Annotated in this window: 11 protein-coding genes; 2 read left to right on the top strand and 9 right to left on the bottom strand. The window is 30.5% G+C overall.

Going from position 1 to position 15,983, the window contains the following annotated elements; translation table 11 throughout:
• From ACH2BC_RS13715 to ACH2BC_RS13675, 9 genes are all read right to left on the bottom strand, one after another.
• Positions 1–902, bottom strand: a 902-nt coding sequence (locus tag ACH2BC_RS13715) for a malic enzyme-like NAD(P)-binding protein (RefSeq protein ID WP_395054591.1), incomplete at its 3' end; no start/stop codon positions are given.
• A 105-nt stretch (positions 903–1,007) separates the two neighbouring features.
• Positions 1,008–2,036: a LacI family DNA-binding transcriptional regulator gene (locus tag ACH2BC_RS13710; RefSeq protein ID WP_395054589.1), complete on the bottom strand. Its 1,029-nt coding sequence runs from the start codon at positions 2,034–2,036 to the stop codon at positions 1,008–1,010.
• A gap of 112 nt (positions 2,037–2,148) precedes the next feature.
• Positions 2,149–2,313 (bottom strand): fibronectin type III-like domain-contianing protein, encoded by a 165-nt coding sequence (locus tag ACH2BC_RS13705; RefSeq protein ID WP_395054587.1) that lies wholly within the window; start codon positions 2,311–2,313, stop codon positions 2,149–2,151.
• A gap of 54 nt (positions 2,314–2,367) precedes the next feature.
• Complete coding sequence (locus ACH2BC_RS13700) at positions 2,368–3,924, bottom strand: phosphatase PAP2 family protein (RefSeq protein ID WP_395054585.1); 1,557 nt, start codon at positions 3,922–3,924, stop codon at positions 2,368–2,370.
• Between the two features lie 4 nt (positions 3,925–3,928).
• Positions 3,929–4,861: a hypothetical protein gene (locus tag ACH2BC_RS13695; RefSeq protein WP_395054583.1), complete on the bottom strand. Its 933-nt coding sequence runs from the start codon at positions 4,859–4,861 to the stop codon at positions 3,929–3,931.
• Positions 4,862–4,959: 98 nt separating this feature from the next.
• Positions 4,960–5,505 carry a hypothetical protein gene (locus tag ACH2BC_RS13690; RefSeq protein ID WP_395054581.1) on the bottom strand — a complete coding sequence of 182 codons (546 nt, stop codon included), beginning with the start codon at positions 5,503–5,505 and terminating at the stop codon, positions 4,960–4,962.
• A 149-nt stretch (positions 5,506–5,654) separates the two neighbouring features.
• A complete protein-coding gene (locus tag ACH2BC_RS13685) occupies positions 5,655–7,445 on the bottom strand; it encodes an alpha-glucosidase (protein WP_395054580.1) in 1,791 nt (596 codons plus the stop codon).
• A 4-nt stretch (positions 7,446–7,449) separates the two neighbouring features.
• Positions 7,450–8,610: a DUF418 domain-containing protein gene (locus tag ACH2BC_RS13680; protein WP_395054578.1), complete on the bottom strand. Its 1,161-nt coding sequence runs from the start codon at positions 8,608–8,610 to the stop codon at positions 7,450–7,452.
• Positions 8,611–8,709: 99 nt separating this feature from the next.
• Positions 8,710–10,479, bottom strand: coding sequence for an alpha-glucosidase (locus ACH2BC_RS13675; RefSeq protein WP_395054576.1), 1,770 nt, complete (start codon positions 10,477–10,479; stop codon positions 8,710–8,712).
• Between the two features lie 182 nt (positions 10,480–10,661).
• Here ACH2BC_RS13675 and ACH2BC_RS13670 point away from each other — a divergent pair, with 182 nt between their 5' ends.
• Both ACH2BC_RS13670 and ACH2BC_RS13665 read left to right on the top strand, forming a co-directional pair.
• Positions 10,662–12,668: a glycosyl hydrolase family 95 catalytic domain-containing protein gene (locus ACH2BC_RS13670; RefSeq protein ID WP_395054574.1), complete on the top strand. Its 2,007-nt coding sequence runs from the start codon at positions 10,662–10,664 to the stop codon at positions 12,666–12,668.
• 324 nt (positions 12,669–12,992) lie between these two features.
• Entirely contained in the window at positions 12,993–15,983 is a 2,991-nt protein-coding gene (locus ACH2BC_RS13665; protein ID WP_395054572.1) for a SusC/RagA family TonB-linked outer membrane protein, read from the top strand.

Genomic DNA, 15,983 nt, shown 5'->3' with positions numbered 1-15,983 from the left:
CGAGTTGCAATTGCTAAGTTATAATCAATCTCTGGAACAGGATTAGCCATTGCAAAAACAATAGGATCTTTCGCCATTCCAACAAGCATTTCTGGTTTCAAGATATTTCCGGCAGAAAGTCCAAGAAAAACATCGGCATTTTGTAATGCTTCACCAAGAAGAATGTCTTTTTTTCCGTAAGAATATCTTTTTTGCAGTTCAGATAAATCAGTTCTATCTGTAGATAAAACGCCATCTTTATCGAACATTATTATATTAGGAAGTTGCACGCCAAGTAAAACATACAAATTAGCACAAGCTAAAGCTGCCGAACCTGCGCCAGAAATAACAATTTTAATTTCTGAAATATTTTTTTCTGCAAGTTCCAATGCATTTAATAAAGCAGCCGAAGATATAATTGCTGTTCCGTGTTGATCGTCGTGCATTACAGGAATATTCAACTCTTCTACCAATCGTCTTTCTATTTCAAACGATTCTGGCGCTTTAATATCTTCAAGATTTATTCCTCCAAAAGTTGGTGCAATATTTTTTACAGTTTCTATAAATGCATCAATGTCTTTTGTACCAATTTCTATATCAAAAACATCAATATCGGCAAATATTTTAAACAATAATGCTTTTCCTTCCATTACTGGTTTCGATGCTTCTGGACCAATATCACCAAGACCTAAAACCGCAGTTCCATTAGTAATTACAGCTACAAGATTTCCTTTGGCTGTATATTTGTAAACGTTATTTATGTCTTTGGCAATTTCTAAACAAGGTTCGGCAACACCTGGAGAATATGCTAAAGATAAATCTCTTTGTGTGGCATATTTTTTGGTTGGAACTACTTGAATTTTTCCTGGAGTTGGCTTGGCGTGATATAAAAGTGCTTCTCTACGTTTATTGTCTTTGTGCATTTTTTTATTTTTATTCTAACAAGCAAAGGTAAAAGTATCAGCGTAAAAAGGCAAGTTTTAATGGTTTTCTTTTAAACAATTAAAAACATAAATGAAATTAATATTCTATTGGTTTACAAAACTAGATTCTCTTTCAATAATTGAAGTTGCTAATTCGATAGTTTTTATTGTAAATGGTTTAGATTCTTTTCTTGCATTCATTTCTTCCATTAATAAATGGAACGATTGAACTCCCATTTCGTAACTTGGTTGATCAACAGTACTAAGTTTTGGAGTAATTACTTGCGACATAAACCAGTTACTAAATCCAATTAATTTAACTTGATTTGGTACTTTTATATTTACTTTATTGAAATAATCTAAAACGCCAACAGCAACCAAATCTGTAACTGCAAATATGCCATCAACATCTGGATGGTCTTGAATTATTTTTTCTGCAAATTCTTTTCCTTCATCAAATGTTACGTTTTTACAAGTGTATACCAAATTAGAATTATAAGGAATATTATTTTTCTCTAATGCTTTTTTATATCCTAAAAATCTATCAATAGCGTTTTGAGGATTTACTGGACCACGAATGTGTACAATTTTTTTACACCCATTATCTATTAAATGTTGAGTTGCTTCAAATGCTGCTTTTTGATCATTAATAATTACTTTAGAACATTTTATAAGTTTAGAAATTTTATCAAACATAACCAATGGAATTTCTCTTGCTAATATTTGTCTTAAATGTTCATCATCGTTAGATTCATTAGACAAAGAAATTATAATTCCGTCAACTCTTTTATTCAATAGCAATTCAATTTGTTTAATTTCTAACGCTAAGCTTTCGCCAGATTGCACTATAATAACTAGATAATTATTTTTTTCGGCTTCATCAATTATTCCATTAATAACATTTGAAAAAAAATGATGAACCACTTCTGGAATTACTAATCCAATTGTTCTAGATTCTTTTGTTCTAAGATTTACAGCAAAACTATTGGGAGTAAAATGCAAAGACTTAGCCAACTCTAAAACAGAATTTCTAGTTTTTTCGCTTACATCTGGATATCCTTTTAGCGCTTTGGAAACTGTAGTAATAGAAATTCCTAATTTGGTTGCAATTTCTTTTAAGGTTATGTCTTTCATTGGAAGAAATATAATCTAAAAACTTAATTTTAACATTATTTTAATAATTGACTAATGTATAACTAAAATTTGTAAAAGAATCATAGAAATTTAATAAAATTTATAACATTTCCTATTTCAATAAAAATGAAGTCGTTAAGTTTAAAATTTGAATTTTAAAAGTTCCTTTTTCGGCAATCCATTTTAAATCGTTGTTTACAAATTGCAAATCTTTTAAATTTAAAGTAAAGGTTACTGTTTTAGATTCGTTGGGTTCTAAACTAACTTTAAATATCATATTTCTTAATTTAAACCTCAAAGATTTAAAAAAACTTTGAGGTTTATAATTTTTTTATTCTGCGCCATCATTTATTGCTCTTGTTACCGCGTAATTTGCAACAGTTTGACCTAAAATAAATCCTTTTTCGCAATCGCTTCTATAATGAATTGCTCCAAATAACCTAGATTCTGATGCTTGTGCTGCCAAAGCTTGAAATTCTTGTGTTTTAGATGGAATTACGTGCGATAAATAAGTTGCTGCTGCTGCGCTAAAAGTGGAATGTCCAGAAACATACGCTGGAAAATTTGGAACACCATTTGTAGTTTTTATAGAAGGATCAACTTGGCTTGGACGTGGATTGAAATAAGTATATTTTGCATCCCAACAACTAATTGCAGCATCCATCATTGCTAGATTTAATAAAGCCATATTTCTTGCCCAACGTACTTCGCTAAAATACTGATATACAAATGCTTCATCGGCAATTTGATTCCAATGTCCTGGTGGCGTGTAGGTTCCAACTCCATCAGCCCAAAAACTTACAATTTGCATTCGTTCTCTAGTAGCATTTTCGCTATAATATTTTACTTCGTTTAATTCTGCCAAAAATTGTGCAGAAGAAGTTGATGGTGGTGCAACTGGTCTATTGGCAATTACATTGGCTGGCGTCATTAAAAATGATTTTACATTTCCGAATAATGGTAACATTGGTGGACGAACTGGTAATTCTAAAGAACGCCAAGGAGTTTGCCCATTTGCAATAGCATTAGTTTCTAATTGTGTCCATAATGCTTGGTTTCCAATTGCTGCTCCAGCACCATCAGATGCTGCTTTTGTAATAAATTTGCTTGCAATTTTTCTTCCTAAAATTACTCCAGCATCAACATCGCTTCTAACATTGGCTCCAGATAGTATTCTATATAATTTTTGCTCATCGGCTTTTTGTTGGATAAATGCAATTTCTGTAGGAAATAATAATTTTAAAATTTCAACTGTAACTCCAGCTAAAACGCCATCTTCTGAAGGATAAGAAGGCAAAGGACTTTTAGGAACTAAAACCTGAATGGTATTGTCTACCACAAATGGAGCAGCACGATTGTATAGATTTTTGTAATGCCAAGTTGCAACCATTGCGTCGTATTGTGCGGCGCTAACATAAGCATAAGCACGAGCCGCAAAAGGAGGATTTGAAAATGGAAATTGTGGATTGGCAAACGGATTGGCAGCAGAAGGCGCAGGATAAGTGCCATCAGGATTTTGATATGGTGGACGATTGTGTCTTGCGACTAACGTTTGCATAATTTCGTTCCAACGTAAAACAGCACCAACACTCCAATAATTTATAATTTCTTGTTGATCTGACGTAATGTTAGCTTGGTAACTTTTAATTTCATTAATTTCTGCTTTGTAAGCGTTTGTTGTAACTGCCAATGGTGCATCTAGCGAAAATTCATCTGGCGCAGTTAATAATAATGGTGTCCAAGTTCCAGCATTTGCATCTGGATTTGTTGGATTGAGCTGTGGATATTGCAAGTTTCGTTCTTCTAAATCATCGTTACAAGAAATTGTAAAAATGACAATCGAAAGCAACAAAAACTTCACTCCTAATTTATATATAAAATTTTTCATTGTTTTAAATTTTAGTTTCTTGAGTAGTTTTTGCTTTAGCATTAAAATTCATAATGTAAAATAATCCACCATAAAATGAATTGGATTGTCCTACGTTTCTTCCAGAAATGGTATGATTTGCACCTACAATTACTGAAAGATTTGGAATGCTTTGCAGATAATATTTTCCGTTAAAACCAATTTTTGCCATATTCATTGTGTTGCTTGGAAATGGCATATTGTTGGTAGTAATGTCAAATCCTCCTTTTTGTGTTATCCACGAGTCAAAAATGGCTTCGGCAATAAGTTTTTTTGTTCTATAACCAGTTCTAAAATTGAACGAAATTGCATCTGGAACATTGACTTCATTGGTGTAATGCATTTGATCTGAATAGTAGGTATTTCTATCAATTCTTATATTAGACCGTTTTACATAAGCTGTTGAAGCTGTTGCAAATAAATTCCCGAATTGATAATCGCTCATTATTCTTAAACTTCCCATTTTGCTTTTTGATCCAATACTTAAAGGCAAATAATCGGCAACGTAATTGGTTGTTGGAAACGAAAAACCGCCAAGTGCATAAAAAGAAAGTAAATTTTTCTTTATTTCTTTTTCATAGAACAAATATTTTAAGGTTAAAGACAAATCTTGCAACCCTTTTTGACCTTGCAAAGTTCCTGCAGAAGCTTTAGTAATTACGTAAGGAATTGAAAAAATTACGTTTAATTTACTGGTTATTCCGTAATTTCCATTAACTGAATATTTTTGGGTTGAAACAGTTCCAAGATTTAGATTTTCTCTTTTAAAAGTTCCTTCCCAATACTTGTCCCAACTGTTGTATTCATAAATTGCTCCTGTGCAAAAATATTTTTTTCCCATCATTATTGCGTCAATTTCTGTTTGACCAAATGATGAAATTGTTGCCGTAAAAAGACAACATAAATAAATGTATTTCATTAGTTTGTATATGTGTTTAATTAATTTTTTTAGGTTTTCTGAAAACAATTTAGCTTCATAAAATAATTTATAAAGATTTGAAATTTCAGATAAAAAAATTAAACTGTTTTTGGTGGCGGATAATTTAGAATTGAAAATCTAGAAAGAATTTTAGAGTTATAAATTAGAAATACAGCTTTTGGGGTAAAAAAAATAGTTTTAGAAAAGGTTAATTTTTCATAAGAATTTGACAAATAATCTTTGGCAAATGATTTCATTAATTTTTGAATTGGCGAATTTGATGCATCAGAATCTTTTTGAGAAGCGACTAGTTTTTTTAAACTTACGTCAATGGCATTTTGATTTTCTACTCCTAAATAATATAAATTTAAGACGTTATCTTTAATACTTTTTTTGAAAATATGATAAACCTTATTTTCTATAATTACGTTTTCGTTTACTTTTTCAATATCTGTATCTTCCATAAAAGAATACAAGGTGGCATTAAGTTTTATTACTTTGAATTTAGAATCTGGAGCATTTTGCATTGATTCTATCCAGCTTTGTTCTTTTTGATAACTTACAATCATATAATAGTCTACCAAGTTGTAAAACAAGGAAGAAATTAATGTAATTGTTAGTAAAAGTGACGCTGCTTTTTTCATTTTTTAAACCATTAAGATAGTAAGATTCATTAAGTTATTGATGTAATTAATAGATTGTTTTTTCAATTTTACGATACACGATTGATATGGTTGTAAAAGATAGTGTTTTTTTTAACCATTAAGATAGTAAGGTTCATTAAGTTAAATATTTATTTTTTCAATTTTACAACACATGACTGATAAGGTTGTAAAACAATATTTTTTCCTTCTGTTTTTAAAGGTTGTAAATTATTTATTAATTCTGTTGATAAAATATATCCAGTAGGAATTGCAATTGTACTATTTTCTTTAGTAAAATTTAACAAAATTAAGAAAGTTTCTTTTTCATTGCTTCTTTTGTAAGCAAAAACATTTTTGTTTTCTTTTTCTATTAATTCGTATTTTCCATAGACTAAAACATCTTTATTTTCTCTTCGTACTTTGGTCATTTTACGAAGATAATTTAAAATAGAATTTTCATCTTTATTAGCATCTTCAACATTTACAGTATTGAAATTTTTATTGATAGTAAGCCAAGATTTTCCAGTTGTAAATCCAGCATTTAACAAAGAATTCCATTGCATTGGCGTTCTGCCATTGTCTCTGCTTAAATCTGCTTGCATCAATAAGTAGGCATTTGCTGCGGCTTTACTTTTTTTCAATTCAATGTAATATCTGTTTCTTGTTTGTAAATCGTTGTACTCTTCAACAGTTTTAAATCGAATATTTGTCATACCAATTTCATCGCCATTATAAAGATATGGAGTTGCACGTTGGGTTAATAAAAAAGTATACAACATTTTAGCACTAGCTTCTCTAAATTCTGGTGCTTCATTTCCGTATCTGCTTACAGTTCGGCTTTGGTCGTGATTAGCCCAAAAAACAGTATTCCATCCAGAGTTTAAGAATTTTTCGTTCCATTTACTTACAATTTGTTTTAGACCTACAATGTTATGTTTATTAACATCATAAATTCCTTGGTCAAATTTATCTCTTCCCCAAATATTTCCTAATTCATCGTGGTACAAAGTATTCAATTCATTACATTCAGTATTTACATAATCTTGCACCTTACTAAACGGAATTACGCCACCTTCGCCAACAGTATAAACATCTTTGTATTTACTTAAAACTTGATTGTTCATTTCTTTTAAATAATCGTGAACCTTAGAATCCGCGCCATAATATCTAACAAATTGTTCATTAGTAAAATCTTTTGGCATTGTTGGCCAAGTAGTATCTTTAGCCATAAACGGAAACGCATCTAAACGGAAACCACTTACACCTTTGTCTAACCAAAATTTCATTATAGCATACATTTCTTGTCGAAGAACAGGATTTTCCCAATTCAAATCGGGTTGTTTTCTAGAAAAATAGTGCAAATAATAACTATTAGTTTCTTTGTTAAAACGCCAAGCATCAGCATTTTCATCAAATAGACTGTAGCGTTTTGGTGGTGTTCCTTTTTCTGCTGGCCACCAATGATAGTAATTGTAGTATTTATTTTCTCTAGATTTTTTGGCTTCTTTAAACCAATTATGTTCATCACTGCTGTGATTTATAACCAAATCCATAATGACTTTTATGTTGCGTTTTTTCATTCCGGCAAGCATTTCGTCAAAGTCTTTCATGGTTCCCATTTCGGTCATAATTGCTTTGTAATCACTTATGTCATAACCGTTATCATCGTTTGGCGAAGCACAAATTGGATTTAACCAAATGGCATCAATATTTAAACTTTGAAGATAATCCAATCGTTGTGTAATTCCTTTTAAATCGCCAACTCCATCTCCATTACTGTCTTGAAAACTTCGTGGATACAATTGATAAATTACTGCTTCTTTCCACCAAGTTGTTTCTTTGGAAGTTGAAGTTTCTGAATTTTCTTCTTGATTTGCTTCTTTTTTGCAAGAAATTATTAAAAATAATATACTTAAAAAGTAAAGTGTTTTAGTTTTCATATTTTTAAATTTTAATCCAAGTTAATTTGTGCCAAATACTTTCTAATGGACCTTGAGAATGCGTTTTGAGCCACCATTTACAAAATGCAAGGTTGAGTAAAAATAATATAATTCCGATAAATAAACACACAGTTGCGCCGGTATATTGGTACAATCCAAAACCATATTTATAATATAAAGTTGAACCTAAGATGGATTGTATGATGTAATTAGTCAAACTCATTTTGCCAAAAGGAATTAATTTTGACAATAAATTATGTGCTTTTTCTGAGTAAAACAAAAGTACAAATGCTGCAACCCAAACTACCATTAAAGTAAAGTTTGCCCAAGAGTTAAAAATTACTAAAAGTCGTGCTAGTTGAAATTTATTAGAAAAATAATCTGGTAAAAAAGTAACAATTGTAAATAATGGAATGAATATAAAAATAGCAACTCGTAAAGCAATTTTCCAGAAAAAAATATTTTTGTCTATTTTTGCAAAAAGTTGTTTTCTTCCTGCTAACATTCCTAACATAAATAATGCTGGCGCTTGAAAAAATCGTCCATTTTCCCAAGACCATAATAATGATGCAGTTTTTCCTAATGTTAGATTTCCTTTTATGTAATCAAAAAAGTTTCCGTTATTCATATACTCTGCAATTGCTTTGTAATAACTTTCAGATAAATTTGATGCTGGAATATAATCAGGATTCGATAAAATATAAAAAAACTTGAACCATTCTAAAGGTTGCAACATTAAAAATAATGCAATTATAAAAACTACTTTATTGCTTAAATTGCGAACTGGAATTAAAACTAAACCTAAAATGGCATACATTGTTAAAATATCGCCTTGATAGAAAGCTGTATTTATAAATCCAAAAACTAATAATAGCATCATTCTCCAGAAAAATCTTAACCTAAAATCATTTCCTTTTTTGGTTTGATTATCATTTTGAATATAAAAACTAAATCCGAAAATTAAAGCAAAAATGGCATATGCTTTTCCTCCAAATAAATAATATGCTGTTGCCATTACATTTTTATCTAACGTTTGTAGCCAATTTGGAAAATGTGTTGGTGTGTAATAAAACTCGAAATGTTCCATATTGTGTAACAGAATAATCGCCATTATGGCAAAACCACGAAGCGCATCTACAAGTTCTATTCTTTGATTTTTTAGCATAAATTGGTTTTTTATTTGTCATTTCGACAAAGGAGAAATCACATAACTTGAGCAACTAATGAGATTTCTCCTTTGTCGAAATGACAAAATAGAGAAAATTTATAATTCATAAACAACCGCTTGATAAGGAAATAATTCTGATGCTACTGTTGGATAATTATTAATTAAAATTGTAGCATTTTTTATATCAATTCCAGTATTTGGTGTTGCTTTATCTTTTGAAAAATTAAGAACAATCAACATTTTTTTACCGTTCAATTCTCTAGTATATGAATAAATTTTAGGATTTTTTTCGTCTAATAAAGTGTATTTTCCATAAATTAAAACTTCATTATCTTTACGAAGTTGCACCATTTTTCTGAAATAATTTAAAACAGAATTTGAATCTTTTTCTTGCGCTTCAGCATTTAATGTTTTATGATTATCGTTTATTTTCAACCATGAGTTTCCAGTTGTAAATCCGGCATTTGCAGAAGCGTTCCATTGAAAAGGCGTTCTTCCATTATCTCTTGCGCCACCAGTTTTTTGATTTTCTATAAATTGTTTTAAATCTCCTTTTGCATTTTTTACTTTTTCATATTCTGCCATTATTTCAATGTCGCGATAATCTTCAATTTTGTTAAATTTAATATTCATCATTCCAATTTCATCACCATTATAATAATAAGGAGTTCCACTCATCGAAAGTAAAAAAGTAGTTAACATTTTGCTTGAAATTTCTCTAAACTCTGGAGCATCATTTCCCCAACGAGAAACCATTCTTGGTTGATCGTGATTGCCTAAATAAATTGTTCCCCAACCTTTTTCTGCATACACTTTATCCCAATCTGAATATATTTTTTTGAACTCAATTAAATTCCAATTCGGATTCATTTTTTTATAAAATCCTTTTTCGTAACCTAGATTTACTCCTTCAAAATGATAACCCATATCAAGTTCTTTTCTATCTGCATCAACAAAATTAAGAGCTGTTTTTAAATTCATTCCTGCGCCTTCTGCCAAAGCCATACAATCGTATTTGCTCAACACTTGCTCGTTCATTTCCTTGAGATATTTATGCGTATTTGGTGCACTTGCCATATAAAAATCCCATCTTCCATCATATTTTTCATCTAATTCTTTTGGAGTAATTTCTGGAAAATTAGTATCTTTTCCAATAAACGGAATTACATCCATACGAAAACCATCAATACCTTTATCTAACCACCAACGCATCATTTTGTATATTTCTTGACGCAGTTTTGGATTTTCCCAATTCAAATCGGGTTGTTTGTAACTGAAATAATGTAAATAGTACGAATTAGTTGTTTTATCATAGCGCCAACCACTTCCATCGGCTTCAAAACTTCCTGGACGAAAAGCTGGTTTTCCTTTTTCTGCTGGCCACCAATGAAAATAATCTCTATATGGATTGTCACGTGATTTTTTACTTTCTAAAAACCATTTGTGTTGGTCAGAACAATGATTTACAACCAAATCCATCACTAATTTCAAACCTTTTTTGTGCATTCCTTTAAGTAAAGCATCAAAATCTTCCATTGTTCCAAATTCTTTCATAATAGTTTGATAATCTGAAATATCATAACCATTATCAGCATTTGGAGAACCATAAATTGGATTTAACCAAACCGTTGTAACTCCTAAACTTTTTATATAATCTAGTTTTTCTATAATTCCTTTTAAATCGCCAACACCATCACCATCTGTATCTTTAAAACTTCTTGGATATATTTGATATACAACAGCTTCTTTCCACCATTTTTTTTCAGATTTAGAATTTTCAGCAAGTTTTAAATCGGAATTTGAATCTTTTTTACAAGAAAAAAATGTGATAATAAGCAATAAAAATAAAGAAATTTTGGATTTCATTTTGTTTTTAATTTATGTGTTACAATAAAGTTATAATAAATCAGAATCTTGAAATCAATTCTGTATAAATTCATATTTAATAATCGAAAACGTTTTCGATTTTGGATAAAACTATTTTAAGTTAAAACTTTTAGGAATACCAAATAAAAAGGATAAGTTTGAAAGAATAAAATCTTAAAACTATGATTTCTAAAATTAAAATTCTTGTAGCATTCGTATTTGTTAGTTCTTCCATTTTTTCTCAAACAAAATCAGACGAATGGAATTTGGTTGCTACATCACGTCAAAATTATTTTGGTGCCACAATGGCGAATGGTCAAATAGGAATTGTAACTGATGATACGCCATTAAAAACTAAGGAAATTATTTTGAATGGCGTTTACGAAGCAAGTCCAGAAAATGGAATTAGTAGAATTGTTCGTGGTATAGAATTTTTAAATTTACACCTATATATTAATAGTCAAGAAATAAAATCGGACAATATTGAAAATTGGAGTCAAGTAATTTCTATGAAAGAAGGAATTAGTACCACATCATTTTCATTTAAAGACTTAGCAAAAATTGATTATTCCATTTTGGCCAATAGAGCCATTCCATTTTCGGCAATGGCAATAGTTGAAATTACACCATTAAAAGATATAGAAATAGTGGCCAATAACTATATGATTGTTCCTGAGGAATTGAAAGAGGCAAAAAGTCAATACCGTGTTTTGAAAGACAATCAATTTTTAATGCCCGTTTTTGGTACTACCGCAAAAACGCTTCGAGGAAAATATACTGTTGCAGCTTCTACCACTTTTTTATTTGATGGACAAACCGAAACGTTAAAACAAATTGGCGATGAAGTTGGTTTTACCAAAAAATTATTAAAAGGCAAAAAATATCGTTTTGCTATTGCTGGCGGAATTTGTACTTCTAAGGATGTTACTGATCCATTAAATGAATCCGAAAGACAACCCATTTTTGCTTTGCAAGAAGGAATTGATAAGCTGGTTACAAGACATAAAAATGCTTGGGCAGAATTGTGGAATACTGGCGATATTCAAATAGAAGGCGATTTAGATGCGCAACAAAGAGTTCGATTTGCATTATATAATTTATATTCTTTTGTTCGTCCAGAAAGTAGACAAAGTATTGCACCAATGGGATTGTCAAGTCAAGGTTATAACGGACATATTTTTTGGGACACCGAGCTTTGGATGTATCCATCAATATTGGTTATGCAACCAGAAATGGCAAAATCCTGTCTCGATTATCGATCTGATAGATTGCAAAAAGCCAAACAAAAAGCTTCTATTTATGGCTATAAAGGCGCAATGTTTCCTTGGGAAAGCGATGATACAGGCGAAGAAGCAACACCAACTTGGGCTTTAACAGGAATTTTTGAACAACATATAACATCTGATGTTGCTATTGCTTTTTGGAACTATTATGGAATGACACAAGATAAAACGTGGTTAAAAAGCGAATACAAAGTTTTGAAAGAAACAGCCGATTTCTGGGTAAGTCGAGTGGTAAAAAACACTGACGGAAGTTATTCAATATTAAATGTAGTTGGCGCAGACGAATATGCACAACATGTAGATGATAATGCTTTTACAAATGCATCTGCAATAGAAACTTTAAAAAATACAATTAAAGCGGCAACCATTTTGGGCGAACCAATAAATCCAAAATGGATTGAAGTTTCCAACAATATTGTAATTCATAAAAAAGATGGAATTACTCAAAATTATAAAGGTTATGATGGTCAAATGATTAAACAAGGTGATGTGAATTTATTGGCTTATCCTTTACATATTATTACCGATAAAACTCAAATAGAAAAAGACTTGGCCTATTATTCTGAAAAAATTGACAAAAAAGATGGACCAGCAATGGCACACGGAATTTTATCAGTTTTGTATGCAAGATTAGGCGATAAAGAAAAAGCTTATGATCATTTTGTAAAAGCATATCTGCCAAACAGTCGTCCACCATTTGGAGTTTTCTCAGAATCGGCAAACAGTAATAATCCTTATTTTGCAACTGGTGCAGGCGCAATGTTACAAGCCATAATTTATGGATTTGGTGGAGTAGAACAAACCGATAAGGGCTTACAATTTAATAAAGGAATTTTACCAAAAAATTGGAAATCGTTAAAAATTATTGGAATTGGAATTGATGAAAAAACTATAATTATCAAATAGAATTAAATTTTACTAAAAAATATTAATTTATTCCATATTTTATATATAAATCTAACGTTTTCACATTTATTTACTCCTAAAAAAACATAGTGTGTTTTTTTAGGAGTTATTTTTTATACATAATACAAATTTTAGTAGTTTTTTTATAGATAACACTTTGAATCGAAAACGTTTTCGTTATCACTATAACGTTTTCGTTGATGGTATCTTAAAGTTTTCATAAAATTAAGTTTAAGTTTGAAGTTCTATAAACAATTATTAACTAACCAATTTATTACAAGTATGAAAAATAGTCTACTCAAGGGCTTATTAGTTTTTCTGACTATGTTCTTTACAGGTGTTGCATTTTCACAAAGCGTATCTGGTAAAGTATCTGACAGCAATGGTGCGCTTCCTGGTGCATCAGTGACAGTTAAAGGAACTACTAACAGCCAACAAACCGATTTAGATGGAAATTTTAAAATTAATAATGTAGGTGAAAATGCCGTTTTGGTATTTAGCTACATTGGTCTAAAAACACAAGAAGTTACTGTTGCAGGAAAACCTACCGTAAATGTAACTTTACAGTCTGACCAACTAGAATTAAAAGAAGTAATGGTTATTGGTTACGGAACCGTTAAAAAGAAAGATGCAACTGGAGCGGTTGATCAGTTGAACTCAAAAAGTTTTGATAATCTCTCTGCTACTTCACCAGCAGATTTATTAAGAGGAAAAGTTGCTGGAGTTCAAGTTACATCTTCAAGTGGTGAACCTGGAGCAGCAGCATCAATAAGAATACGTGGAAATTCATCAGTTCGTTCTGGAAACGGACCATTAATTGTTGTTGATGGTGTTCCATTAGATGGTGGTGATATTTCTTCTGGAGGTGATAATATTTTAGGAACTTCAACTGCTAGAAATCCCTTGAATTTTATTAATCAAAATGATATAGAAAGTATGACAATTCTTAAAGATGCCTCTTCTACAGCTATTTACGGTTCAAGAGGTGCAAATGGTGTTGTGATTATAACTACTAAAAAATCTAAATCTAAAGAACCACAGCTAAACTACAGTAATTCTGTCGCATTTAGTAAACTTTCTAGCGATTTGGACGTAATGGACGCCGCTACATTTGTTAAAAATGGTGGGACTGATAATGGTTCTAGAGCTTACGACTGGAAAAAGAATATATTAAGAAATGGATTAACCATCAATCATGATGTCTCATTTTCCAAATCAACAGAAAATTCAAATACTCGTTTATCTTTTGGATCTTCTAATACTGATGGTATTGTAAGAAATACTGGATTAGATAAATATACATTTGCTTTAAATAATTCGAATGATTATTTTGGAGGTAATTTAAAAGTAGAATCTAAATTTAATTACGCTGGGATAAAAGATAATGCATCATTAATCTCTAACAACGCAGGTTTCATTGGAAACTTAATAGGATCTGCACTTTACTGGAATCCTACTAATCCTATTTATGATAATTCTCCAGATGGATATTTTAACCCTGGTTATGCAGTAGACAATCCTTCAACTCCTGCAAATGAAGGTTCGTATGGTAGTGATACTTATTTAAATCCAGTACAATTGTTAGATGCATACAAGGATTACACAAATACAAACAAAATTTTAGCAAGTATCAAAACAACGTTAAAATTATCCAAAAATTTAAATTATCAATTTTTATTCGGAGTTGAAGGATCTACATCTGTTAGAAAATCTCAATTGCTACCTTCAATTCGAATTCAAAATGTGGCACAAGCAACAGTACCAGCGTCAAGTCCAGAAGTTATTCGTTATGGTCAAGCTGCAATAATTAATAATAATAAGTTCAATAAAACCTTTGAACATACTTTAAATTACAATAAAACATTCAATGATAATTTTGTATTTGATGCATTATTAGGTTATTCTTATTATGACTACAATGCTGATGGAAGCGCATCAACAGGCAAAGGATATAATCCAGATCAAATAAATTTAATTGATAATATTGAAGGTGGTTTGCAAAATGAATTTAGAATAAATTCATATAGAAACAGAGTAGAATTGCAATCTTATTATGGTAGGATTAATGCAACTATTTATAAAAAAATATTATTAACTGCTACATTACGAGCAGATGGTGGTACAAAATTAGGTGCTAATAATAAATACGATTACTTTCCATCTGTAGGTTTGGGTTACAAAGTGATTGAAAATCGTGATGGACTTGTTAATGATTTTAAAATTAGAGGAAGTTACGGAACAACTGGTAATCAAGAATTTTCACCGAATTCAGCGCTTGGTAGAGCAGTTTATAATTTAAATGGAAATCAAAGTATTGAGAACAGTGCAAATGCTAATTTAAAATGGGAAACAACTGTTTCATATGGTATTGGAACAGATTTTACATTGTTAAAAAACAAATTAACTGGTTCATTTGATTATTTTAGTAGAGATACTAAAGATTTAATTTTTCCTGTTCCAATTTCAACCCCACAACCTGGTCCATTTTCACCAAGAAATGTAAATTTACCTGGTAATTTAATTAATACTGGATTTGAAGTATCTTTAAATTATAAAATAATTAATTCTGAAAAATTAACTTGGGATATATCAGCAAATTCATCATTTTTAAATAATAAAATGAAAAATTTCACAGGATTTATTCAAGCAGGAGCATTAAATGGTCAAGGTTTATCAGGAGCTTATGCACAAGTTATAACTGATAATGAACCTATATATAGTTATTATGTTTATGAATTTAGAGGTTATGCAGCAAATGGTTCTTCTATTTATGCAGATGCTGCTGGCAATGATTCTGGACTAGGTTTAGCTTCCAAAAAATTAGTTGGAAAACAAGGACTTCCAAAAATGAACATAGGATTTTCTACGAGTGCAACTTATAAAAACCTTGATGCTTCTGTTTCTTTTTATGGAGCATTTGGTCATTATTTATATAACAATACTGCTAATGCATATTTCTTTAAAAGTGCCTTTGCCGGCGGAAGAAACGTGCCAGAAAACATTGCTACTTCACCTCAATCTCAAGGAGATCCAAATTCACCATCTACAAAATATTTAGAAAAAGGTGATTTCCTAAGAATGGGCAATTTAACTTTTGGATACACATTCAGCGGAAGTGCTTTAGAAAAGATAAAAATAAAGTCAGCTCGTTTCTTTGTAAATGGACAGAATTTATTATTGTTCACAAAATATTCTGGATTTGATCCAGAAGTAGATACAGACAAATCATTAAATGGTGTTCCGTCTGCAGGTATAGATTATTTATCATATCCACGTTCTAAAGCTTTTGCTTTAGGATTAAATGTAACGTTTTAA

The organism is Flavobacterium sp. (genome assembly GCF_043760115.1).
Classification (GTDB): domain Bacteria; phylum Bacteroidota; class Bacteroidia; order Flavobacteriales; family Flavobacteriaceae; genus Flavobacterium.
The sequence above is the reverse complement of the archived record's forward strand: the minus strand, read 5'-3'. Positions and strand labels throughout refer to the sequence as shown.